We start from the raw sequence: 21,623 nt of genomic DNA, 5'->3' as shown, positions 1-21,623 counted from the left end.
TTCTTGCCGGTAGGGGCAGCGCGAGGCCGCCCCAGCGTGTAGCTTCCGGGGGGCAGGAAGGGCGGGGTCGGGGACTGGGGTGACTGGGGGGTTGCTCGATGGGAGTGCGGCTCATGGTGGTCGACGACCACCGATTGCTCGCCGAGGCGCTCGCCTCGGCGCTGAAGCTGCGGGGGCACCGGGTGCTCGCCGCGGCGGCACCGGCCGCGGGGGCGGCGGAGCTGGTGATCAGCCGGGCGCCGGAGGTGTGCCTGCTGGGGACGGCGACACCGGCCGAGCCGGGGATGTTCGACCCGGTGGTGCGGATCAAGCGGGAACGGCCGCAGGTGGCGGTGCTGGTCCTGGGGCCGGTGCCCAGCCCCCGCGGGATCGCGGCGGCGTTCGCGGCGGGGGCGTCGGGGTACGTCCGGCACGACGAGCGCATCGAAGGGGTCGAGCGGGCGATCATGAAGGCGCGGGCGGGGGAGGCGGCGGTGGCGCCGGCGCTGCTGCAGGGGGCCTTCGGCGAACTGCTGAACCCGGCCGCGCAGCCCGACGACGAGGGGCAGCGCCTGCTGGCGATGCTCACGCCGAGGGAGGTGGAGGTCCTGGTCCGGGTCGCCGACGGGCAGGACACGCGGCTGATCGCGGCCGGGATGGGCATCGCGCCCTCGACGGCGCGGACGCATGTGCAGCGGGTCCTGATGAAACTGGGCGTCGGCTCACGCCTCGAGGCAGCCGCCCTGGCGGCCCGCACAGGCCTGCTGGACCACGCGTCCGCCTCCGGCGGTTGACGGGGATGCCCGCGGCGGCCTGTGCGGGTGGGTCGCGGGTGGGGTGTGGGGTGTGGGGTGCCTGCGGCGCCGCCGGGCCTCAAGGGCCTGAGGGGTGCCCCCCCGGGGAGGGCACCCCGTAGCGCCGGGCTGCGACACCCCCGCCCGCACCCGCGCCGGGTGACCGAGGGACGCCGGGACACGTGGCCCGCCCCTCGCCGGGTGCGTCACCGCACCCGCGTCACTCCCGCGCCGCCTCCTCGGCGGAAGGCGGCGGCGGAGCCGTCGGCCGCAGCTTCAGCCACGCCAGGAAGAACAGGCCCAGCGCCAGCATCCCCAGCCCGGTCCACAGATTGATGTTCACCCCCTCCGCCTTGTCGATGTCGGCGTCGGACGCCGTGAAGCCCGCGATCGTCACGATGACGCCGTAGACCACGAACAGTCCGCCGATGATCCGCCGGATGTCGAACAGCCGCGCCGCGGTGACGGACTTGGTCTCCAGCTCGGAGACCTCGTCCTGGACGTTCTTGCCGGAGTGGGAATCGGACATGCTCTCTCAATCCTCCCGCGATCAGAACGAGAACGGGATGTAGCAGGCGGCGGCCAGCACGACCGCGCCCCAGCCCAGCAGCGCCGGCTTGCGGTACCACGCGTCGTCGCCCTCGGCGGGCGCCTCGGTCATGCCGGGGGAGACGGTGCCGTAGACCAGGCCCTGGAGCTCGGCGGTGGGCTTCGGCGCGGTGAACAGGGAGACGGCGACCATGACGACCGCGCCGGCCACGAAGCCGGCGATCGCGGAGACGAAGTTGGCGCCCTGGTCGGAGGGGATGTCGACGATGCCCTGCTTGTAGACGACGAAGTAGTTCACCATCGCGGCCGTGGTGCCCGCGACCAGGCCCCAGAAGCCGGACTTCATGGACGCCCGCTTCCAGAACATGCCGATGATGAAGACCACGAACATCGGCACGTTGAAGAAGGAGAAGAGCGTCTGGAGGTAGCTCATGATGTTCGAGAACGACGAGGCCAGGAACGCCGTGCCGATGGAGGCCAGGACGCCGATCACCGTGATCAGGCGGCCGAAGCGGACGTAGTAGTCGTCCTCGCGGTCCTTGACGACGTACCGGGCCCAGATGTCGGTGGTGAAGACCGTGTTGAAGGACGACACGTTCGCCGCCATGCCCGCCATGAACGCGGCCAGCAGGCCGGTCACCGCGATGCCGAGGACGCCGTTGGGCAGCAGCTGCTGCATCAGGTACGGGATCGCGTCGTTGTACTGGAGGTCCGAGCCGGGCGTGCCGATCTTCGGGACGAGCACGGCGGCGACCAGGCCCGGGATCATCACGACGAAGACGATGAAGATCTTCGGGAAGGCGGCGATCAGGGGCGTGCGCTGGGCCGCCGAGAGGTTCTTCGCGGACAGGGCGCGCTGCACCTCGGCGAAGTTGGTCGTCCAGTAGCCGAAGGACAGGACGAAGCCGAGGCCGAGGACGATGGTCAGCCAGTTGGCGCCCAGCGGGTTGTCGCTGCCGATGCCCGTGCCGCCCCAGGACGTCATGAAGTCGCCGCCGTGGGTCCGGGTGAGGGAGTCCGAGAGGCCGTCCCAGCCGCCGACCTTCTTCAGGCCGAGGACGGTGATCGGGATGAGGCCGGCCAGGATCACGAAGAACTGCAGGACCTCGTTGTAGATCGCCGAGGACAGGCCGCCCAGCGTGATGTACGCGAGGACGAAGAAGCCGGCGACCACGATGGCCACCCACTGCGGCCAGCCGAGGAGGGCCTCGACGACGATCGCGAGGGCGTAGAGGTTGACGCCGGCGATGAGGATGGCGGCGACGGCGAACAGGGCCGAACTCAGCAGGTGCGAGGCCCTGTCGAAGCGCATCAGCAGGAACTCGGGCACCGAGCGGACCTTGGAGCCGTAGTAGAACGGCATCATCACCAGGCCGAGGAAGACCATCGCCGGGATGGCGCCGATCCAGTACCAGTGGGTCGTGTAGACGCCGTACTGGGCGCTGTTGGCGGCCATGCCGAGGATCTCGGTGGCGCCCAGGTTGGCCGCGACGAAGGCGAGGCCGGTGACCCAGGCGGGCAGCGAGCGGCCGGACAGGAAGAAGTCCAGGCTGGTCCTGACCGAACGGCGGGCGGCGAAGCCGATGCCGAGCACGACGACGAAGTAGATCCCGAGGATCGAGTAGTCGAGCCAGTTGGTGGGGAGTCGAAGCTCCGCGGCTAGATATGTGGGGGTTTGCATGCGAACTCGCTTCGTTGCGCGAACTGGTCCGGAGCGGAACCTACGCCTCCGCGTTCAGTAATTGAACACTTCTGGTGATGTTCTTTGTTTGATTGTGATGATCGGGTTGCTGGTGAGTTGTGATGTGTTATGTTCGATTGTGTTGGGTGATTGGGTGTGGGCGCAGAGGAGAGCGGCAGTGAAGAAGACCTCGACCCGGCTGGCCGACGGTCGCGAGCTCGTCTACTACGACCTGCGCGACGACACCGTGCGCGACGCCGTGGACCGCCGCCCGCTGGAGCCGACCGTCACCACCTCCGAGATCCGCCGCGACCCGCTGCTCGGCGACTCGGTCGCCGTCGCCTCCCACCGCCAGGGCCGCACCTACCACCCGCCGGCCGACGAGTGCCCGCTGTGCCCCTCGCGGGGCGGGCGGCTGAGCGAGATCCCCGACGCGTCGTACGACGTGGCGGTCTTCGAGAACCGCTTCCCCTCGCTGGCCGGCGACTCCGGCCGCTGCGAGGTCGTCTGCTTCACCTCCGACCACCACGCCTCCTTCGCCGACCTGAGCGAGGAGCAGGCCCGGCTCGTCCTCGACGCCTGGACGGACCGCACCGCGGAGCTGTCGCACCTGCCCTCCGTGGAACAGGTCTTCTGCTTCGAGAACCGCGGCGCCGAGATCGGCGTGACGCTGGGTCACCCGCACGGGCAGATCTACGCCTACCCGTTCACCACGCCCCGCACCGCGCTGATGCTCCGCTCCCTCGCCGCGCACCAGGAGGCGACCGGCGGGGAGAACCTGTTCGACGCGGTGGTGGAGCGGGAGTCGGCCGGCGAGCGGGTCGTCCTGGAGGGCGAGCACTGGGTGGCCTTCGTGCCGTACGCGGCGCACTGGCCCTACGAGGTGCACCTCTATCCCAGGCGCCGCGTGCCCGACCTGCTCGGGCTCGACGAGGCGGCGCGCACGGAGTTCCCCCAGGTCTATCTGGAACTGCTGAGGCGCTTCGACCGGATCTTCGGGGAGGGCGAGCCCCCGACGCCGTACATCGCGGCCTGGCACCAGGCCCCGTTCGGCGCGCTGGAGGACTTCGAGGGCGTGACGCGGGACGACTTCGCGCTGCACCTGGAGCTTTTCACTATTCGCCGTACGTCCGGCAAGCTGAAGTTCCTCGCGGGCTCCGAGTCCGGCATGAACGTGTTCATCAACGACGTGCCCCCGGAGCGCGCGGCCGAGCGACTGCGAGAGGTAGCGAGTTCATGAGCGGTAAGTACCTGGTGACGGGCGGGGCCGGCTATGTCGGCAGCGTGGTCGCCCAGCATCTGCTGGAGGCGGGCCACGAGGTCACCGTCCTCGACAACCTCTCCACCGGGTTCCGCGAGGGAGTCCCGGCGGGCGCCACGTTCGTCGAGGGCGACATCCGCGACGCCGCCAAGTGGCTGGACGCCTCCTTCGACGGCGTGCTGCACTTCGCCGCGTTCTCGCAGGTCGGCGAGTCGGTCGTGAAGCCCGAGAAGTACTGGGACAACAACGTCGGCGGCACCATGGCCCTGCTGGAGGCCATGCGCACGGCGGGCGTGCGCCGGCTGGTCTTCTCCTCCACGGCCGCCACCTACGGCGAGCCCGAGCAGGTGCCGATCGTCGAGACCGCGCCGACGAGGCCCACCAACCCGTACGGCGCCTCCAAGCTCGCCGTGGACCACATGATCACCGGCGAGGCGGCGGCCCACGGCCTGGGCGCGGTCTCCCTGCGCTACTTCAACGTCGCGGGCGCCTACGGCGAGTACGGCGAGCGCCACGACCCCGAGTCGCACCTGATCCCGCTGGTCCTCCAGGTCGCCCAGGGCAGGCGCGAGGCGATCTCCGTCTACGGCGACGACTACCCGACGCCGGACGGCACCTGCGTGCGCGACTACATCCACGTCGCCGACCTCGCCGAGGCCCACCTCCTCGCCCTGGACGCGGCCGTCCCCGGCGAGCACCTCATCTGCAACCTGGGCAACGGCAACGGCTTCTCCGTCCGCGAGGTCGTCGAGACCGTCCGCCGGGTCACCGGCCATCCGATCCCCGAGGTCGTGGCCCCCCGCCGCGGCGGCGACCCGGCCACCCTGGTGGCGTCGGCCGCCACCGCCCGCGAGAAGCTGGGCTGGAACCCGACCCGCGCGGACCTCGCGGGAATCGTCGCCGACGCGTGGCAGTTCGCGCAGCGGCACGCGAAGTAGACCTGCAGTACGTGGAGAAGGACGGAAGGGCGAGGGGTCAGGGCATGAGCGAGGCTGTCGCGCAGGCGGTCGGCGAGCGGTTCCGCGAGCTGTACGGGACCGGACCGCAGGGGGTGTGGGCGGCGCCCGGCCGCGTCAACCTCATCGGCGAGCACACCGACTACAACGACGGCTTCGTCATGCCGTTCGCCCTTCCGCACACCGCGGTCGCCGCGGTCTCCCGCCGCGACGACGGCGTCCTGCGGCTGCACTCGGCGGACATCGACGCGGGCGTCGTCGAGCTGCGCGTCGCCGACCTGACCCCCGGCACGGACCGGTCCTGGACGGCGTACCCCTCGGGCGTCGTCTGGGCACTGCGCGAGGCCGGGCACGAGATCACCGGCGCCGACGTCCACCTCGCCTCGACCGTCCCCTCGGGCGCGGGCCTGTCCTCGTCGGCGGCCCTGGAGGTCGTCGTCGCCCTCGCCCTGAACGACCTGTACGGGCTCGGCCTGCGCGGCTGGCAGCTGGCCCGCCTGTGCCAGCGCGCCGAGAACGTCTACGTCGGCGCGCCGGTCGGCATCATGGACCAGACCGCCTCCGCCTGCTGCGAGGCCGGGCACGCCCTGTTCCTCGACACCCGCGACCTGTCCCAGCGTCAGATCCCCTTCGACCTGGCCGCCGAGGGGATGCGCCTGCTCGTCGTCGACACCCAGGTCAAGCACTCCCACAGCGAGGGCGAGTACGGCAAGCGCCGCGCCGGCTGCGAGAAGGGGGCCGCCCTGCTGGGCGTCGACGCGCTGCGGGACGTGCCGTACGGGGAACTGGACGCGGCGCTGGAGCGGCTGGGCGACGAGGAGGAGGTGCGCCGCCTGGTCCGCCACGTCGTCACGGAGGACGAGCGCGTGGAGCGGGTGGTGGCCCTGCTGGAGTCCGGCGACACCCGCGCCATCGGCCCGGTCCTCGTCGAGGGCCACGTCTCCCTGCGGGACGACTTCCGCGTCTCCTGCCCGGAGCTGGACCTGGTCGTCGACACGGCCCTGGAGGCCGGCGCGCTGGGCGCGCGGATGACCGGCGGCGGCTTCGGCGGCTCGGCGATCGTCCTGGCGGAGGCCGGGGACGTCGACGGCATCACCAAGGCGGTCGAGGACGCCTTCGCCGCGGCCGGCCTCACCGCCCCCCGCGTGTTCGAGGCGGTGCCCGCGGCGGGCGCGCGGCGGCTCAGCCCAGCCGCTTGACCAGCGTGTACTCGGTGATCCCCGGCGGATAGTCGGGGATCACGCACACCACCTCGTAGCCCAGCTTCCGGTAGAAGTCCGGGGCCTGGAAGTCCCAGGTCTCCACGCGCGCCGCCGCACAGCCCCGTTCCTCGCGCGCCGTCCGTTCCGCCTCGCCCAGCAGGGCCGTGCCCAGGCCCCGGCCCCGGCAGCGGTCGTCCACCCACAGATAGGTCACGTGCAGCCACGACGCCCACGTGTGCCCGACGAGACCGCCCGCGAGACCCCCGCCCTCGTCCAGCACCCAGACGTGCAGCGGGAATTCGCGTTCGTGAGGGGTGCCGCGCAGGGAGCGCAGGACGGAAGAGGCGGCCGTGTTCGTCCTCCGCAGGCGGGTGCGCAGCAGATCCCGCCGCGCTCTGTCCACTTCCGTCACAAGGCGAAACATGCGGCTCACCATAAACGCGCCCGGCTGTCAGTTCTGCAAATAACCTTCCGCTCCCGGCGCCCGCCCGTACTCTGATGCACAGCACCGGTGGGGGCCGGTGCCGTTCAGGGGGCGAGACAGCCGGGTGCGGGGCTCCGGGGCGGGGCGGTGGAAGCACGGCGGCGGCCGTGCCGCCGCGGTGATCCCTCCCGGCGACCGGACACGAAGGCACACGGATACGGGGCCCCGGGTTCCGTGCCCGCGCCGGTGTCGCCCCTGGACCGGGCATCCCCTGCTCCTCGGGAGCTCGGGGAAGGGGGTTTTGTTCAGTGGTGCGCATCCGAGTCCTGGTCGTCGACGACCACCGCATCTTCGCCGAGTCGCTCGCCGCCGCCCTGGCCGCCGAGCCGGACGTCGAGGTCTCCGCGGCCGGCAGCGGTCCGGCCGCGCTGCGCTGTCTGGAGAGAGCCGCGGCCGAGGGCCGGCGGTACGACGTACTGCTCGTCGACGCCGACCTGGGCGGCCACGCGCCCGCGGCGCGCCCGGCGGCACCCGTGCGGGACGGCGAGGCGGACGGACCGGTGGACGGCATCTCGCTGGTCGCCGGGGTGCGCGCGGCGCATCCCGGGGTGCGGATCGTGGTCCTCGCCGAGAAGGACGACCCCCGGCGGGCCGCCCTGGCGCTGAGCGCCGGCGCCGGCGGATGGGTCGCCAAGGACTGCTCCCTGTCGCGGCTGCTCAGCGTCGTGAGGGGCGTCCTGCGCGACGAGACGCATCTGCCGCCCGCCCTGCTCACCGGCGTCCTGCGCGAGCTGACCGCCGCCCGCAGGCACCGCACCGAGAGCGAACGGCTGGTGGAGTCGCTGACCCCGCGCGAGCGGGAGGTGCTGCGCTGCATGGTCGCCGGCCTGGGCCGCAAGGCCGTCGCCGAACGGCTGTACCTGTCCCCGCACACGGTGCGCACCCACATGCAGAACGTCCTGGGCAAGCTGGGCGTCCACTCCACCCTCGCCGCCGTGGCCCTGGCGCGCAGGGCCGGAGTCGGACCCGTCGACCTAGCCGGGGATGTTGTCGAACGGGGCGGTCAGCTGGCGTAGCAGCGCGGCCAGCTGACCGCGCTGGGCGCGGGAGAGCTCGGCGAGGATCGCGCGCTCCTGGTCCAGCAGGCCGGCCAGCGCCTGGTCGGCGCGGTCCCGTCCCTCGTCCGTGAGCCGCACCAGCACACCGCGCCGGTCGCTGGGGTCGGGCAGGCGCTCCACCAGGCCCTTCTTGGCGAGGCGGTCGATACGGTTGGTCATCGTGCCGGAGGTGACCAGCGTCTGGGTGAGCAGCTGGCCCGGCGAGAGCTGGTACGGGGCACCGGCGCGGCGCAGCGCGGTCAGCACGTCGAACTCCCACGGCTCCAGCTGGTGTTCGGAGAAGGCCAGCCGACGCGCGCGGTCCAGGTGCCGGGCCAGCCTGCTCACCCGGCTCAGCACCTCGAGCGGCTCCACGTCGAGGTCCGGGCGCTCCCGGCGCCACGCTGCGACCAGCCGATCGACCTCGTCCTCCATGACGATCAGTGTAGTGGTTGTGTCGACATGAAGTCTCTTGAGGTCAACCATCTTGACGTCGAGACAAAAGTGGGGTGACGCTGGGCACCCGCCCCGCACGGCCACCCCTGGAGGCACCATGCCCGCCGCCCCCGACTGGGACCCCGCCCAGTACCTGCGCCACGCGGACCACCGCGCCCGCCCCTTCACCGACCTCCTCGCCCGGATCCCCCGCCTCCCCGCCGCCCGCCCCCGCATCGCCGACCTCGGCTGCGGCCCCGGCAACGTCACCGTCCTGCTCACCCGCCGCTGGCCCACCGCCCGCGTCACCGGCTACGACAACTCCGCGAAGATGCTCGCGCGGGCCGAGGAGCACGCCGGCCCCACCCCGGGCGGCGGACACCTCGGCTTCGCCCGCGCCGACGCCCGCACCTGGACCCCGGCCGAACCGCACGACCTGATCGTCAGCAACGCCACCCTCCAGTGGGTACCCGGCCACGCCGACCGCCTCACCGACTGGATCGCCGCCCTGCGCCCCGGCGGCACCCTCGCCTTCCAGGTCCCCGGCAACTTCGACGCCCCCAGCCACCGCCTGATGCGCGAACTCGCCGCCGCCCCGCGCTGGCGCGACCGCCTCACCGGCGTCCTGCGCCACGAAGAGGCCGTCCACACCCCCGAGGCCTACCTGCGGCGGCTGACCGGCGCCGGCTGCGCCGCGGACGTCTGGGAGACGACCTACCTCCACCTGCTGACCGGCGACGACCCCGTCCTCGACTGGGTCGGGGGCACCGCGCTGCGCCCCGTCCTCACCGCGCTCGCCGACGACCCGAAGGCCCGGGACGCGTTCACCGAGGAGTACCGCACCGCCCTCCGCGCGGCCTACCCGCCCGGCCCGCACGGCACCCCGTTCCCCTTCCGCCGGATCTTCGCCGTCGCCACCAAGGAGGCCTGACCCGTGATCACCGCACTCGACCACGTCCAGCTCGCCGCCCCGCCCGGCTCCGAGGACCTCCTGCGGGCCTACTACGCGGGCACCCTCGGCATGACCGAGATCCCCAAGCCGCCGGCCCTCGCCGCACGAGGCGGCTGCTGGTTCCAGGCCGGCCCCGTCCAGCTCCACCTGGGCATCGAGAACGACTTCCGGCCCGCGAAGAAGGCCCACCCCGGAATCAGGACGGCCCGCATCGAGGCGTACGCCGCCCGGCTGGCCGCGCACGGCGCCCCGGTCACCTGGGACGACGCCCTGCCCGGCCACAAGCGGTTCTTCACCGAGGACCCCGTCGGCAACCGGCTGGAGTTCCTGGAACCGGCCGGCTGACCGGCGGCGCTACGCCTTCCGGTGCCCTATCAGCCGCGGCTTCGGCTCCAGGCCGTCCAGACCGTGCCACGCCAGGTTCACCAGGTGCGCCGCCACCTCCGCCTTCTTCGGCTTGCGCACGTCCAGCCACCACTGGCCGGTCAGCGCCACCATCCCCACCAGCGCCTGCGCGTACAGCGGGGCCAGCTTGGCGTCGAAACCGCGGTTCTTGAACTCACGGCCCAGGATGTCCTCCACCTGGGTGGCGATGTCCGAGATCAGCGAGGCGAAGGAACCCGTCGACTGCGGGATGGGGGAGTCCCGGACCAGGATGCGGAAACCGTCCGTGTACTCCTCGATGTAGTCCAGGAGCGCGAACGCGGCCTGCTCGCACAGCTCACGCGGATGCCCGGCCGTCAGCGAGCCGGTCACCATGTCCAGCAGCCGCCGCATCTCACGGTCCACTACCACCGCGTACAGCCCCTCCTTGCCGCCGAAGTGCTCGTACACCACCGGCTTGGACACCCCGGCCTTCGCCGCGATCTCCTCCACCGACGTGCCCTCGAACCCCTTCGCGGCGAAGAGGGTGCGGCCGATCTCCAGCAGTTGCTGGCGACGCTCGGCACCGGTCATCCGGGTCCGACGCGCACGCCGGGGCTTCTCGTTGCTCGGGGTACTGCTGGAGTCGGTCGCCACGGCATCAATCATGCCGCCTTCGCCGTTTCCCTCCGGCGGCGGGAGCCGCCTTCGCCCGTGTTGCGGCGCGAATCGATACGCGAGCGTGACGGCCACCGCACGTCGTACGCCCATCCCAGCCGCTCGAACCAGCGGATCAGCCGCGCCGACGAGTCCAGCTGCCCCCGCATCACCCCGTGCCGCGCCGACGTCGGATCGGCGTGATGCAGGTTGTGCCAGGACTCGCCGCAGGACAGGATCGCCAGCCACCACACGTTGCCCGAACGGTCCCGCGACCTGAACGGCCGCTTGCCGACCGCGTGACAGATCGAGTTGATCGACCACGTCACGTGGTGCAGCAGCGCCACCCGGACGAGCGAGCCCCAGAAGAACCCGGTGAACGCACCCCACCAGGACATCGTCACCAGCCCGCCGATCAGCGCCGGCAGCGCCAGCGACACCGCCGTCCACAGCACGAACTGCCGGGAGATCGCCCGCAGCGCCGGGTCCTTGATCAGATCCGGCGCGTACTTGTCCTGCGGCGTCTGCTCCTCGTCGAACATCCACGCGATGTGCGCCCACCACAGACCCTTCAGCAGCGCCGGCACCGTCTCGCCGTACCGCCAAGGCGAATGCGGATCACCCTCCGCGTCGGAGAACTTGTGGTGCTTGCGGTGGTCGGCCACCCAGCGGACCAGCGGCCCCTCGACCGCCATCGACCCCGCGACCGCCAGCGCGATCTTCAACGGCCGCTTCGCCTTGAACGACCCATGGGTGAAGTGCCGGTGGAACCCGATCGTGATCCCGTGGCAGCCCAGGAAGTAGAAGAACACCAACAGGCCCAGATCCAGCCAGCTCACCCCCCACCCCCACGCCAGCGGCACCGCCGCCACCAGCGCGAGGAACGGGACGACGATGAACAGCAGGAGCGTCACCTGCTCGATCGTCCGCTTCTGCTCACCACCGAGGGTGGCGGGAGCGGACGGACCGCCGTCGGGAGCCTTCGGAGCGTCCGGGATCAGATCGGAACTCGTGGTCATGCGCGTCCTCCGGGGTCGGGAACGTGGCCGTACCGGGCTGCGGGAACACGCCTCGGAAACCACGCACAGCTTCCTACGGTTCCGTAACCTACGGCGACGTAAGTATCGCAGCGCGTCGCCGCGCGGCAAGAGCCCGAGAACCTGCGCGTCCGGGTCGACACCTATCCTGGAGAGCGGTCGGACAGCGCGGTCCGCTCAGTTTTCTTCCCGGACGACCAGCCCCGTAAGCGGCGCCCGCCGCGCGAGACGCCGTCCGGGTTCCCTCCCAGACGAGCTTCAACACTGCAAGGAGCCGCACCTGTGAGCAGTGCCGACGACCAGACTGTGTCCCAGGCGACCACCAGCGCCGAACTGCGGGCCGACATCCGCCGACTGGGCGACCTCCTCGGAGAGACCCTCGTACGGCAGGAAGGCCCCGAACTGCTGGACCTCGTCGAGAAGGTACGCCGACTCACCCGAGAGGACGGCGAGGCCGCCGCCGAACTGCTGCGCGGCACCGAACTGCAGACCGCAGCCAAGCTGGTCCGCGCCTTCTCCACCTACTTCCACCTCGCCAACGTCACCGAACAGGTCCACCGCGGCCGCGAACTGCGCGCCCGCCGCGCCGCCGAGGGCGGACTGCTCGCCCGCACCGCCGACCGCCTCAAGGACGCCGATCCCGAACACCTGCGCGAAACCGTCCGCAACCTCAACGTGCGCCCCGTCTTCACCGCGCACCCCACCGAGGCCGCCCGCCGCTCCGTCCTCAACAAGCTGCGCCGCATCGCCGCCCTCCTCGACACCCCCGTCATCGAGTCCGACCGACGCCGCCTCGACACCCGCCTCGCCGAGAACATCGACCTCGTCTGGCAGACCGACGAACTCCGCGTCGTCCGCCCCGAACCCGCCGACGAGGCCCGCAACGCCATCTACTACCTCGACGAACTCCACGCCGGCGCCGTCGGCGACGTCCTCGAGGACCTGACGGCCGAACTGGAGCGCGCCGGCGTCAAGCTCCCCGACGACACCCGCCCCCTCACCTTCGGCACCTGGATCGGCGGCGACCGCGACGGCAACCCCAACGTCACCCCCCAGGTCACCTGGGACGTCCTCATCCTCCAGCACGAACACGGCATCAACGACGCCCTGGAGACGATCGACGAACTCCGCGGACTCCTCTCCAACTCCATCCGCTACACCGGAGCCACCGAAGAACTCCTCGCCTCCCTGAAGACCGACCTCGACAAGCTCCCCGAGATCAGCCCCCGCTACAAGCGCCTCAACGCCGAGGAGCCCTACCGCCTCAAGGCCACCTGCATCCGGCAGAAGCTCGAGAACACCAAGCAGCGCCTCGCCAAGGGAACCCCCCACGAGGACGGCCGCGACTACCTCGGCACCGCCGAACTCCTCGCCGACCTGCGGATCATCCAGACCTCCCTGCGCGAACACCGCGGCGGACTCTTCGCCGACGGCCGCCTCGCCCGCACCATCCGCACCCTCGCCGCCTTCGGCCTCCAGCTCGCCACCATGGACGTCCGCGAACACGCCGACGCCCACCACCACGCCCTCGGCCAGCTCTTCGACCGCCTCGGCGAGGAATCCTGGCGCTACGCCGACATGCCCCGCGAGTACCGCACCAAGCTCCTCGCCAAGGAGCTGCGCTCCCGCAGGCCGCTCGCCCCCACCCCCGCGCCCGTCGACGCGGCCGGCGAGAAGACCCTCGGCGTCTTCCAGACCGTCAGGCGCGCCCTGGAGGTCTTCGGCCCCGAGGTCATCGAGTCCTACATCATCTCCATGTGCCAGGGCGCCGACGACGTCTTCGCCGCCGCCGTCCTCGCCCGCGAGGCCGGACTCATCGACCTCCACGCCGGCTGGGCCAAGATCGGCATCGTCCCCCTCCTGGAGACCACGGACGAGCTGAAGGCCGCCGACACCATCCTCGAGGACCTGCTCTCCGACCCCTCCTACCGGCGCCTGGTCGCCCTGCGCGGCGACGTCCAGGAGGTCATGCTCGGCTACTCCGACTCCTCCAAGTTCGGCGGCATCACCACCAGCCAGTGGGAGATCCACCGCGCCCAGCGCCGCCTGCGCGACGTCGCCCACCGCTACGGCGTACGCCTGCGCCTCTTCCACGGCCGCGGCGGCACCGTCGGCCGCGGCGGCGGCCCCACCCACGACGCCATCCTCGCCCAGCCCTGGGGCACCCTCGAAGGCGAGATCAAGGTCACCGAACAGGGCGAGGTCATCTCCGACAAGTACCTCATCCCCTCACTGGCCCGCGAGAACCTGGAACTGACGGTCGCCGCCACCCTCCAGGCCTCCGCCCTGCACACCGCACCCCGCCAGTCCGACGAGGCCCTCGCCCGCTGGGACGCCGCCATGGACGTCGTCTCCGAAGCCGCCCACCAGGCATACCGGCGCCTCGTCGAAGACCCCGACCTGCCCGCCTACTTCTTCGCCTCCACCCCCGTCGACCTGCTCGGCAGCCTCCACCTCGGCTCCCGGCCCTCCCGCCGGCCCGACTCCAACGCCGGACTCGACGGACTGCGCGCCATCCCCTGGGTGTTCGGCTGGACCCAGTCCCGCCAGATCGTCCCCGGCTGGTTCGGCGTCGGCTCCGGCCTCAAGGCCCTGCGCGAAGCCGGCCTCGACACCGTCCTGGAAGAGATGCACCAGCAGTGGCACTTCTTCCGCAACTTCATCTCCAACGTCGAGATGACCCTCGCCAAGACCGACCTGCGCATCGCCCGGCACTACGTCGACACCCTCGTCCCCGACGAACTCAAGCACGTCTTCGACACCATCGAGGCCGAACACGAACTCACCGTCACCGAGGTCCTCAAGGTCACCGGCGAGAACGAACTGCTCGACGCCGACCCCGTCCTCAAGCAGACCTTCGCCATCCGCGACGCCTACCTCGACCCCATCTCCTACCTCCAGGTCGCCCTCCTCGGCCGCCAGCGCGAAGCCGCCGCCGCCGGACAGGAACCCGACCCGCTCCTCGACCGCGCACTCCTCCTCACCGTCAACGGCGTCGCCGCCGGCCTCCGCAACACCGGCTGACACCCCGACACCCGAGAACGACGGTGCCCCCGCGCTCACCACGAGCACGGGGGCACCGCCCTGTCCACGGCACGATCACCGAGGACACCTCACGAGTTGTACGCGCTCTGCGCCCGCTCCAGCCCCTCGGTCACCAGACACTCCACCGCGTCCGCCGCCCGGTCCACGAAATAGTCCAGCTCCTTGCGCTCCGCCGACGAGAAGTCCTTCAGCACGAAGTCCGCCACCGGCATCCGCCCCGGCGGCCGCCCGATCCCGAACCGCACCCGGTGATAGTCCGGCCCCAGCGACCTCGTGATCGACTTCAGCCCGTTGTGCCCGTTGTCCCCGCCACCCAGCTTCAGCCGCAGCACCCCGTAGTCGATGTCCAGCTCGTCATGGACCGCCACGACGTTGCCCACCGGCACCTTGTAGAAGTCCCGCAGCACCGTCACCGGCCCGCCCGACACATTCATGAACGACATCGGCTTCGCCAGGACCACCCTCCGGCCCGCCGGCCCCGGCGGACCGATCCGCCCCTCCACCACCTGCGCCTGCGTCTTGCCGTGCCGCTTGAACCGCGCCCCGATCCGCTCCGCGAGCAGATCCACCACCATGAAACCGACGTTGTGCCGGTTCGCCGCGTACTCGGGCCCCGGATTGCCCAGACCGGCCACCAGCCAGGGCGCACCCGCGTCCGTCGTCACGTCCATCTCTCCCTCACCGCCCGTCCGTCCACACATACACGTCGGCCGCTGCCCCGCACGGGAACAGCGGCCGACCACACGATGACCGTGGGAAGAGGATCAGGCCTCCGCGGCCTCGTCGCCCGCACCCTCGGCAGCGGGCTCCTCGGCCTGCGCGGCCAGAACCTGCAGGACGACCGTGTCACCGTCGACGGCCAGCTTGGTGCCCGCCGGCAGCGGAATGTCCTTGGCCAGGATGGAGGCACCGGCCTCCAGGCCCTCGACGGAGACGGTGACCGACTCGGGGATGTGCGTCGCCTCGGCCTCGACCGGCAGCGCGTTCAGCACGTGCTCCAGCAGGTTGCCGCCCGGAGCCAGCTCACCCTCGGTCTGCACGTAGATCTCGACGCCGACCGTCTCACCGCGCTGCACCAGCTGCAGATCGACGTGCTCCAGGAAACCCTTGATCGGGTCACGCTGCACCGACTTCGGGATCGCCAGCTCGTTCGTCTTGCCGTCGATGTCCAGCGCGATCAGCACGTTCGGCGTACGCAGCGCCAGCAGCAGCTCGTGACCCGGCAGCGTCAGGTGGATCGGGTCGGAACCGTGCCCGTACAGAACACCCGGAACCTTGTGCTCGCGGCGGATACGACGCGCGGCACCCTTGCCGAACTCGGTACGCGTCTCGGCGGTGAGCTTCACCTCGGACATGATCACTCCTCGTAGAGGTAGAAACGGACGTGGTCACCCGGCCACGAACGGCCTGCTACGAAGAGCGCGTCGATAACGGACAGCCACACCCACGTCTTCACGAAGACGAGTACGGCCTCCCTCGCCGAGCAACTTCAGCAGTCTACTCGGAGAGGAAGGCCGTACCCAAAACGATCACCACCGCGCGATCCCTACCGCACGGATCCCTACTGCTCGTCGAACAGGCTCGTCACCGAACCGTCCTCGAACACCTCACGCACCGCACGCGCGATCGTCGGCGCGATCGACAACACCGTGATCTTGTCCAGCTCCAGCTCACCCGGCGTCGGCAGCGTGTTCGTGAACACGAACTCACTCACCTTCGAGTTCTTCAGCCGGTCCGCCGCCGGACCCGACAGCACACCGTGCGTCGCCGTCACGATGACGTCCTCCGCACCATGCGCGAACAGCGCGTCCGCCGCGGCACAGATCGTGCCACCCGTGTCGATCATGTCATCGACCAGCACACAGATCCGGCCCTCCACATGACCCACGACCTCGTGCACCGTGACCTGATTCGCCACGTCCTTGTCACGCCGCTTGTGCACGATCGCCAGCGGAGCACCCAGACGGTCGCACCACCGGTCCGCCACCCGCACCCGGCCCGCGTCCGGAGACACCACCGTCAGCTTCGCACGGTCCACCTTCGCGCCCACGTAGTCCGCCAGCAGCGGCAGCGCGAACAGATGATCCACCGGCCCGTCGAAGAAACCCTGGATCTGGTCCGTGTGCAGATCCACGGTCAGGATCCGGTCCGCACCCGCGGTCTTCATCAGATCCGCCACCAGACGCGCCGAGATCGGTTCACGCCCCCGGTGCTTCTTGTCCTGCCGCGCGTAACCGTAGAACGGCACGATCACGGTGATGGAACGAGCCGACGCACGCTTCAACGCGTCGATCATGATCAACTGCTCCATGATCCACTTGTTGATCGGCGCCGTGTGGCTCTGGATCAGAAAGCAGTCCGCACCACGCGCAGACTCCTGGTACCGCACATAGATCTCGCCGTTCGCGAAGTCGAAGGCCTTCGTCGGGACGACCCCGACACCCAACTGCTGGGCGACCTCCTCGGCAAGCTCGGGGTGGGCGCGGCCGGAGAAGAACATCATCTTCTTCTCGCCGGTCGTCTTGATCCCGGTCACAGCACTTTCTCCTCAGAGGTTTCGCAGCTGAGCCTCACAGGCTCTTTCCGGCTGGGTGCCGGAGGCGTCTCAGCTGGTGGGGTGCGGATGTGCACCTATCACGGTACGCCGTGTTCGACGCACCGGTTTCCGGTCAGCCCTCGCCACCGGTCTCCCGGGACACCGCCTCGGCCGCCTTCGCCGCCGCGCTCCCCGGACGCTTACGGGCCACCCAACCCTCGATATTCCGCTGCTGGCCACGGGCCACGGCCAGCGAACCGGGCGGCACATCCTTCGTGATCACCGAGCCGGCGGCCGTGTAGGCACCGTCCCCGACCGTGACAGGAGCCACAAACATGTTGTCCGAACCCGTCTTGCAGTGCGACCCCACCGTCGTGTGGTGCTTGTGCTCACCGTCGTAGTTCACGAACACGCTCGCCGCACCGATGTTGGTGTACTCACCGATCGTCGCGTCACCCACGTAGGAGAGATGCGGGACCTTCGTCCCCTCACCGATCGACGCGTTCTTCGTCTCGACGTACGTACCGACCTTCGACCTCAGCCCCAGCCGCGTACCCGGACGCAGATACGCATACGGACCCACCGACGCCTCCGGACCCACCTCGGCACCCACCGCCACCGTGTTGTCCACCCGCGCACCCGCACCCACACGCGTGTCCGTCAGCCGCGAGTTCGGCCCGACCTCCGCACCCTCCGCCAGATGCGTCGCACCGTGCAGCAGCGTCCCCGGGTGCACGACCACGTCCCGCTCGAACGTCACCGTCACATCCACCCACGTCGTCGCCGGATCGACGACGGTCACGCCGGCCAGCATCGCCCGCGTCAGCAGCCGGTCGTTGAGGACCCGGCGGGCCTCGGCCAGCTGCACCCGGTTGTTGATCCCCGCGATCTCCCGGTGATCCCCGGCCACCGACGCACCGACCCGGTGACCGGCCTCACGCAGGATGCCGAGCACATCGGTCAGGTACTCCTCGCCCTGGCTGTTGTCCGTCCGCACCTTCCCCAGCGCGTCCGCCAGCAGCCGCCCGTCGAACGCGAACACCCCGGAATTGATCTCCCGGATCGCCCGCTGCGCCTCCGACGCGTCCTTGTGCTCCACGATCGCCGTCACAGCACCCGACGCCTCGTCCCGCACGATCCGGCCGTACCCCGTCGCGTCCGGCACCTCGGCCGTCAGCACCGTCACCGCGTTGCCGTCGGCGGAGTGGGTCGCGGCCAGCGCCCGCAGCGTCTCACCGGTCAGCAGCGGAGTGTCACCGCAGACGACCACCACCGTGCCGTCCACGGCACCGCCCAGGGCCTCCAGCCCCATCCGGACGGCGTGCCCGGTGCCGTTCTGCTGCTCCTGCACGGCGGTACGGACGCCGGGGGCGACCTCGGCGAGGTGCGCGGTGACCTTCTCGCGGGCGTGCCCGACGACGACGACCAGGTTCTCGGGCTCCAGCTCACCGGCCGCGGCGAGCACATGGCCGACGAGGGAACGTCCGCACAGCTCGTGCAGGACCTTGGGTGTGGCCGACTTCATACGGGTGCCCTCACCCGCTGCGAGAACGACGACGGCTGCCGGGCGAATGGCGCTCACGGGATGCCCTTCGGCTTTGAGGGGGAGGGGGTGGACATCCGCAGGATACCGGGGTGGCTGGTGGGGGGTATGAGTGCGGGCCCTGACGGTGGCTTTCGCCGGTCAGGACCCGAACCCAAGAGATGCTCCCGGGGGAGGACTCGAACCCCCATGATCAGAGCCAAAATCTGACGTCTTGCCCTTAGACGACCCGGGATTACCGCTATGTCCGATTTGCTAGATCGGCCGCGGAGGCAGCACCTACTATGCCGTACCACCAGCCCTCGATGCGACGGTGTAGGTCGGCGCTTTGGAGGACAGCGATCCTGAGGCAGCCGTGGTAGCTCTCGCCGGTGTTGGTGCGGTTGGTCTTGGGGTTGTGCTTCTTGAGACTCGTTTTCAGCAGGTCGCCAACCTCGATGCCGACATGCTGTGCCCAGTAGGCCTCGGATTCGGGGATGTCTGCTGACTCGTGGATGTTGACCGAGAACCTGCGATGCTCGGCTGCCACGCCGAGTAGGTCCAACCAGGCGAGGAAGACTCGAATCATGTTCGGGTCGCTGTTCACGAAGATGACGCGACGGTGAGACCCGGGTTTGGCTTTCGCTCCCTCTGACCAGTACAGCCCCACGCCGACCAGGAACAGTTCGCGCTGGGTGATGGGTCCGATCTCGGCGTACGCGTTGTTTGTCAGCTCTTTACGAGCGGCAGTGCGGTTCTCCAGCGCGCGCTGCACTCCGCGTCGCGCCTCTGACATGTCGGAGCGGCGCTGGCGCTCCGGTGTCGGGAGATCCCTGACCCAAAGGGATACCGAGCTCTTCGAGCAGCCCAACTCGGCCTGGATCTGGTTGTAGGTCCAGCCTTGGAGTCGCAGTTCGCGTGCCCGTTCTCGAAGGTCGTCCTTCGCTCGGGGGCGCTTCGTCCACTCAGGGGGCGGTTCGCCCTCGACGAGGCGTTGGAGCATCTCTTTGTTGTGGACCTGAAGTTCGTCCCGGATCTGCCGGAGGCTGTAGCCGGCCCGGCGCAACGCCACCGCCTTCTCCCGGAGGCCGTCGAGGTCGGCGTACCTGCCTTGTGAATGTGCCATAGGCATAGCGTCGGCCGGTTTTCTCGGCTGTGGGGCCGAACGGGGGAGGGTTCACCAGTTCGAGGGATATCGCGTCGTATCGCTTGGTGAAAGTCACCGGAAATGGGGACGGGGGCGCCCGTAGGCTGGTGGGTATGACCACGACGGGGGAAGACCAGGCACCGGCCCGGGGCGGGCCTTGGTGGTGGGACAGGCGGCGCGGTGCGGTGCTCGATGTGGGCCTCGGTGTCGTGTCCGCGTTGGAGTGTGCGGCGGAGGGGGTTCCGTTCGCGCGGGATGCCGGGATTCCGTGGGCGGCGGGGGTCGTCTTCGGGCTGCTGGCCGGTTCGGTGCTGGTGGTGCGGCGGAAGTGGCCCATCGCGGTGGTGCTGGTGGCGATCGCCGTCACGCCGGCGGAGATGGGTTTCCTGCTGGGTGTCGTCGGCCTGTACACGCTGGCCGCGTGCGAGCTGCCGCGCCGGATCATCGCGGCGCTGTCCGGGATGTCGCTGCTGGGGACGTTGATCGTGACGTACGTGCGGCTGGGGCAGGACATGGAGCGGGAGGATCTGGGGATCGGGGGCTGGTTCCTGCCTTTCGCGTCGATCACCACGTCGCTGGGGATGACGGCGCCGCCGTTGCTGCTGGGGCTGTACGTGGGGCAGCGGCGGCGGTTGATGGAGAGCCTGCGGGAGCGCGCGGACAGTCTGGAGCGGGAGTTGCAGCTGCTCGCGGAGCGGGCGGAGGAGCGCGCGGAGTGGGCGCGTAACGAGGAGCGGACGCGGATCGCGCGGGAGATGCACGACGTGGTGGCGCACCGGGTGAGTCTGATGGTGGTGCATGCGGCGGCGTTGCAGGCGGTGGCGCGGAAGGATCCGGAGAAGGCGGTGCGGAACGCCGCGCTGGTGGGGGACATGGGGCGGCAGGCGTTGACGGAGCTGCGGGAGATGCTCGGGGTGTTGCGCGCGGGTCCGGAGGGTGCGCGTGTGGAGCGGGCGGGGGTGCCGTTGGCGGCGGTGGGGGTGGCTGCCGCGGCGGCTGCTTCGCGGGCCGTGGGGGAGGGGGAGGGTTCTGGGGAGGGGCCCTGTCTGTCGGATCTGGAGGAGTTGGTGGGGCAGTCGGCGGCGGCGGGGATGGTCGTGGCGTTGTCGGTGGAGGGGGAGGAGCGGTCGTACGCGCCGGAGGTGGAGGCGACGGCGTTCCGGGTGGTGCAGGAGGCGTTGACGAACGTGCACAAGCATGCGGCGGGTGCGAAGACGTATGTGCGGCTGGCGCATCGGGCGTCGGAGATCGCGATGCAGGTGGAGAACGGTCCGCCGCCGGAGGTGTCGTCGGCGTCGTCGGCGCGGTTGCCGTCGGGGGGCAACGGTCTGGTGGGGATGCGGGAGCGGGTGTCCGCTCTGGGGGGTGTGTTCGTGTCGGGGCCGACGGATGCGGGGGGTTTCCGGGTGTCGGCGGTGATTCCGGCGTCGTAGCCGGAGGGAGGGTTGCGGGGGGTCAGGCGGGGGTGGCGGTGAGGCGGGTGGGCTGGGTGCCGCCGATGAGGGTGGCGAGGGCGTGGTCGATGTCGGGGCCGAGGTACCAGTCGCCGGTGTGGTCGAGGGCGTAGACGCGGCCTTCGGCGTCGATGGCGATGAGGGCCTGGGTGTCGGTCTCGGTGCCGAGGGGGCAGAGGGGGGTGGCGAGGGCGCGGCCGAGGTCGCCGAGGGTGCGGGCCATGTGGAGGCCGTGGAGGGGGTCGAGGTGGAGGGTGGCGGGGGCGATCTGGCGGCCGGGGCCGGTGGGGTTGATGTGGAGGCCGCCGAATTCGGCCCAGGCTTCGACGGCGGCGGGGAAGACGGTGTGGCGGTGGCCTGCGGGTGAGGTGTGTCCGCGCAGGGTGTCGGCCCAGATCTCGGCCTGTTTGATGTCCCAGCGTCCGGGTTGCCAGCCGGCGTCGCGCAGGGCGGCGTCGACGGGTACGGGGAAGCGGGTGGTGGAGGTGCGGTCGGCGTGCATCTGGCCTTGGTTCGTGTCGGTGGTGGGGTG

Annotated in this window: 21 protein-coding genes and 1 tRNA gene; 9 read left to right on the top strand and 13 right to left on the bottom strand. The window is 70.5% G+C overall.

Annotated features, from left to right (window positions below; translation table 11 throughout):
* The first annotated feature begins 98 nt into the window (after positions 1-98).
* On the top strand, positions 99-773 hold the full coding sequence (locus tag ACFYOJ_RS04840) for a response regulator transcription factor (RefSeq protein ID WP_356554486.1): 675 nt from the start codon (positions 99-101) through the stop codon (positions 771-773).
* Positions 774-993: 220 nt separating this feature from the next.
* On the opposite strand, the gene ACFYOJ_RS04835 is transcribed toward ACFYOJ_RS04840, so the two are convergent.
* On the bottom strand, positions 994-1,302 hold the full coding sequence (locus ACFYOJ_RS04835; protein ID WP_356554485.1) for a hypothetical protein: 309 nt from the start codon (positions 1,300-1,302) through the stop codon (positions 994-996).
* Between the two features lie 21 nt (positions 1,303-1,323).
* Positions 1,324-3,003, bottom strand: a complete 1,680-nt coding sequence (locus tag ACFYOJ_RS04830; RefSeq protein WP_356554483.1) for a sodium:solute symporter family protein — start codon at positions 3,001-3,003, stop codon at positions 1,324-1,326.
* Between the two features lie 178 nt (positions 3,004-3,181).
* Here ACFYOJ_RS04830 and galT point away from each other — a divergent pair, with 178 nt between their 5' ends.
* Genes galT through galK form a run of 3 tightly spaced genes read left to right on the top strand, consistent with a single transcriptional unit; the run spans position 3,182 to position 6,419 of the window.
* Positions 3,182-4,243 carry a galactose-1-phosphate uridylyltransferase gene (gene galT / locus ACFYOJ_RS04825; RefSeq protein ID WP_356554482.1) on the top strand — a complete coding sequence of 354 codons (1,062 nt, stop codon included), beginning with the start codon at positions 3,182-3,184 and terminating at the stop codon, positions 4,241-4,243.
* Positions 4,240-5,202: a UDP-glucose 4-epimerase GalE gene (galE, locus tag ACFYOJ_RS04820; RefSeq protein ID WP_356554480.1), complete on the top strand. Its 963-nt coding sequence runs from the start codon at positions 4,240-4,242 to the stop codon at positions 5,200-5,202. The genes galT and galE overlap by 4 nt, the downstream gene beginning before the upstream one ends.
* A gap of 44 nt (positions 5,203-5,246) precedes the next feature.
* Positions 5,247-6,419 (top strand): galactokinase, encoded by a 1,173-nt coding sequence (galK, locus tag ACFYOJ_RS04815; protein ID WP_356554479.1) that lies wholly within the window; start codon positions 5,247-5,249, stop codon positions 6,417-6,419.
* On the opposite strand, the gene ACFYOJ_RS04810 is transcribed toward galK, so the two are convergent.
* Positions 6,403-6,858 (bottom strand): N-acetyltransferase, encoded by a 456-nt coding sequence (locus ACFYOJ_RS04810; protein WP_356554477.1) that lies wholly within the window; start codon positions 6,856-6,858, stop codon positions 6,403-6,405. The two genes, galK and ACFYOJ_RS04810, sit on opposite strands and share 17 nt — an antisense overlap.
* A gap of 296 nt (positions 6,859-7,154) precedes the next feature.
* Here ACFYOJ_RS04810 and ACFYOJ_RS04805 point away from each other — a divergent pair, with 296 nt between their 5' ends.
* The gene (locus ACFYOJ_RS04805) at positions 7,155-7,922 is read left to right on the top strand and encodes a response regulator transcription factor (protein WP_356554475.1); all 768 of its coding nucleotides are present in this window, start codon (positions 7,155-7,157) and stop codon (positions 7,920-7,922) included.
* Here the strand turns inward: ACFYOJ_RS04805 and tamR are convergent.
* A complete protein-coding gene (gene tamR, locus ACFYOJ_RS04800) occupies positions 7,881-8,378 on the bottom strand; it encodes a MarR family transcriptional regulator TamR (RefSeq protein ID WP_356554474.1) in 498 nt (165 codons plus the stop codon). The genes ACFYOJ_RS04805 and tamR overlap by 42 nt on opposite strands.
* A gap of 118 nt (positions 8,379-8,496) precedes the next feature.
* On the opposite strand from tamR, the gene ACFYOJ_RS04795 reads away from it, so the two are divergent.
* Positions 8,497-9,309: a trans-aconitate 2-methyltransferase gene (locus tag ACFYOJ_RS04795; RefSeq protein ID WP_356554472.1), complete on the top strand. Its 813-nt coding sequence runs from the start codon at positions 8,497-8,499 to the stop codon at positions 9,307-9,309.
* A 3-nt stretch (positions 9,310-9,312) separates the two neighbouring features.
* A complete protein-coding gene (locus ACFYOJ_RS04790; RefSeq protein ID WP_356554471.1) occupies positions 9,313-9,675 on the top strand; it encodes a glyoxalase in 363 nt (120 codons plus the stop codon).
* Positions 9,676-9,684: 9 nt separating this feature from the next.
* Here the strand turns inward: ACFYOJ_RS04790 and ACFYOJ_RS04785 are convergent, their stop codons facing one another.
* Both ACFYOJ_RS04785 and ACFYOJ_RS04780 read right to left on the bottom strand, forming a co-directional pair.
* Complete coding sequence (locus ACFYOJ_RS04785) at positions 9,685-10,362, bottom strand: TetR/AcrR family transcriptional regulator (RefSeq protein ID WP_356554469.1); 678 nt, start codon at positions 10,360-10,362, stop codon at positions 9,685-9,687.
* The gene (locus ACFYOJ_RS04780) at positions 10,359-11,369 is read right to left on the bottom strand and encodes a fatty acid desaturase (protein ID WP_356554467.1); all 1,011 of its coding nucleotides are present in this window, start codon (positions 11,367-11,369) and stop codon (positions 10,359-10,361) included. Before ACFYOJ_RS04780 ends, ACFYOJ_RS04785 begins: the two co-directional genes overlap by 4 nt.
* Positions 11,370-11,669: 300 nt before the next feature.
* Between ACFYOJ_RS04780 and ppc the strand changes: the two genes are divergently transcribed.
* Positions 11,670-14,411, top strand: a complete 2,742-nt coding sequence (ppc, locus tag ACFYOJ_RS04775) for a phosphoenolpyruvate carboxylase (RefSeq protein ID WP_356554465.1) — start codon at positions 11,670-11,672, stop codon at positions 14,409-14,411.
* 89 nt (positions 14,412-14,500) lie between these two features.
* On the opposite strand, the gene pth is transcribed toward ppc, so the two are convergent.
* The 6 genes from pth to ACFYOJ_RS04745 all read right to left on the bottom strand — a co-directional run bounded on the left by pth (position 14,501) and on the right by ACFYOJ_RS04745 (position 19,616).
* On the bottom strand, positions 14,501-15,103 hold the full coding sequence (gene pth, locus ACFYOJ_RS04770; protein ID WP_356554463.1) for an aminoacyl-tRNA hydrolase: 603 nt from the start codon (positions 15,101-15,103) through the stop codon (positions 14,501-14,503).
* A gap of 93 nt (positions 15,104-15,196) precedes the next feature.
* Complete coding sequence (locus tag ACFYOJ_RS04765) at positions 15,197-15,787, bottom strand: 50S ribosomal protein L25/general stress protein Ctc (RefSeq protein WP_356554462.1); 591 nt, start codon at positions 15,785-15,787, stop codon at positions 15,197-15,199.
* 206 nt (positions 15,788-15,993) lie between these two features.
* The gene (locus ACFYOJ_RS04760) at positions 15,994-16,968 is read right to left on the bottom strand and encodes a ribose-phosphate diphosphokinase (RefSeq protein WP_356554460.1); all 975 of its coding nucleotides are present in this window, start codon (positions 16,966-16,968) and stop codon (positions 15,994-15,996) included.
* A gap of 133 nt (positions 16,969-17,101) precedes the next feature.
* Positions 17,102-18,550: a bifunctional UDP-N-acetylglucosamine diphosphorylase/glucosamine-1-phosphate N-acetyltransferase GlmU gene (glmU, locus tag ACFYOJ_RS04755; RefSeq protein WP_356554458.1), complete on the bottom strand. Its 1,449-nt coding sequence runs from the start codon at positions 18,548-18,550 to the stop codon at positions 17,102-17,104.
* Between the two features lie 125 nt (positions 18,551-18,675).
* A tRNA-Gln gene (locus ACFYOJ_RS04750) sits at positions 18,676-18,746 on the bottom strand.
* A gap of 6 nt (positions 18,747-18,752) precedes the next feature.
* A complete protein-coding gene (locus tag ACFYOJ_RS04745) occupies positions 18,753-19,616 on the bottom strand; it encodes a hypothetical protein (RefSeq protein ID WP_356554457.1) in 864 nt (287 codons plus the stop codon).
* Positions 19,617-19,750: 134 nt separating this feature from the next.
* Between ACFYOJ_RS04745 and ACFYOJ_RS04740 the strand changes: the two genes are divergently transcribed.
* Positions 19,751-21,070, top strand: a complete 1,320-nt coding sequence (locus tag ACFYOJ_RS04740; protein ID WP_356554455.1) for a histidine kinase — start codon at positions 19,751-19,753, stop codon at positions 21,068-21,070.
* Positions 21,071-21,092: 22 nt separating this feature from the next.
* Here the strand turns inward: ACFYOJ_RS04740 and ACFYOJ_RS04735 are convergent, their stop codons facing one another.
* Entirely contained in the window at positions 21,093-21,593 is a 501-nt protein-coding gene (locus ACFYOJ_RS04735) for an SUKH-3 domain-containing protein (protein ID WP_356554454.1), read from the bottom strand.
* Between the last annotated feature and the right edge of the window lie 30 nt (positions 21,594-21,623).

The sequence above is a fragment of the Streptomyces sp. NPDC006384 genome (assembly GCF_042870695.1).
Classification (GTDB): Bacteria; Actinomycetota; Actinomycetes; order Streptomycetales; family Streptomycetaceae; genus Streptomyces.
Note: the sequence above shows the minus strand (reverse complement) of the source record. Positions and strands in the feature narration are given on the sequence as shown.

Bases quoted from the DNA above. Each gene is read 5' to 3' on its own strand.
- ACFYOJ_RS04745 (WP_356554457.1), bottom strand. From the start codon at position 19,616: ATGGCACATTCACAAGGCAGGTACGCCGACCTCGACGGCCTCCGGGAG.
- ACFYOJ_RS04830 (WP_356554483.1), bottom strand. From the start codon at position 3,003: ATGCAAACCCCCACATATCTAGCCGCGGAGCTTCGACTCCCCACCAAC.
- ACFYOJ_RS04840 (WP_356554486.1), top strand. From the start codon at position 99: ATGGGAGTGCGGCTCATGGTGGTCGACGACCACCGATTGCTCGCCGAG.
- ACFYOJ_RS04765 (WP_356554462.1), bottom strand. From the start codon at position 15,787: ATGTCCGAGGTGAAGCTCACCGCCGAGACGCGTACCGAGTTCGGCAAG.
- ACFYOJ_RS04810 (WP_356554477.1), bottom strand. From the start codon at position 6,858: ATGGTGAGCCGCATGTTTCGCCTTGTGACGGAAGTGGACAGAGCGCGG.
- ACFYOJ_RS04795 (WP_356554472.1), top strand. From the start codon at position 8,497: ATGCCCGCCGCCCCCGACTGGGACCCCGCCCAGTACCTGCGCCACGCG.
- ACFYOJ_RS04785 (WP_356554469.1), bottom strand. From the start codon at position 10,362: ATGATTGATGCCGTGGCGACCGACTCCAGCAGTACCCCGAGCAACGAG.
- galE (WP_356554480.1), top strand. From the start codon at position 4,240: ATGAGCGGTAAGTACCTGGTGACGGGCGGGGCCGGCTATGTCGGCAGC.
- ACFYOJ_RS04740 (WP_356554455.1), top strand. From the start codon at position 19,751: ATGACCACGACGGGGGAAGACCAGGCACCGGCCCGGGGCGGGCCTTGG.
- tamR (WP_356554474.1), bottom strand. From the start codon at position 8,378: ATGGAGGACGAGGTCGATCGGCTGGTCGCAGCGTGGCGCCGGGAGCGC.
- ACFYOJ_RS04780 (WP_356554467.1), bottom strand. From the start codon at position 11,369: ATGACCACGAGTTCCGATCTGATCCCGGACGCTCCGAAGGCTCCCGAC.
- ACFYOJ_RS04835 (WP_356554485.1), bottom strand. From the start codon at position 1,302: ATGTCCGATTCCCACTCCGGCAAGAACGTCCAGGACGAGGTCTCCGAG.
- pth (WP_356554463.1), bottom strand. From the start codon at position 15,103: ATGGACGTGACGACGGACGCGGGTGCGCCCTGGCTGGTGGCCGGTCTG.
- galK (WP_356554479.1), top strand. From the start codon at position 5,247: ATGAGCGAGGCTGTCGCGCAGGCGGTCGGCGAGCGGTTCCGCGAGCTG.
- ACFYOJ_RS04735 (WP_356554454.1), bottom strand. From the start codon at position 21,593: ATGCACGCCGACCGCACCTCCACCACCCGCTTCCCCGTACCCGTCGAC.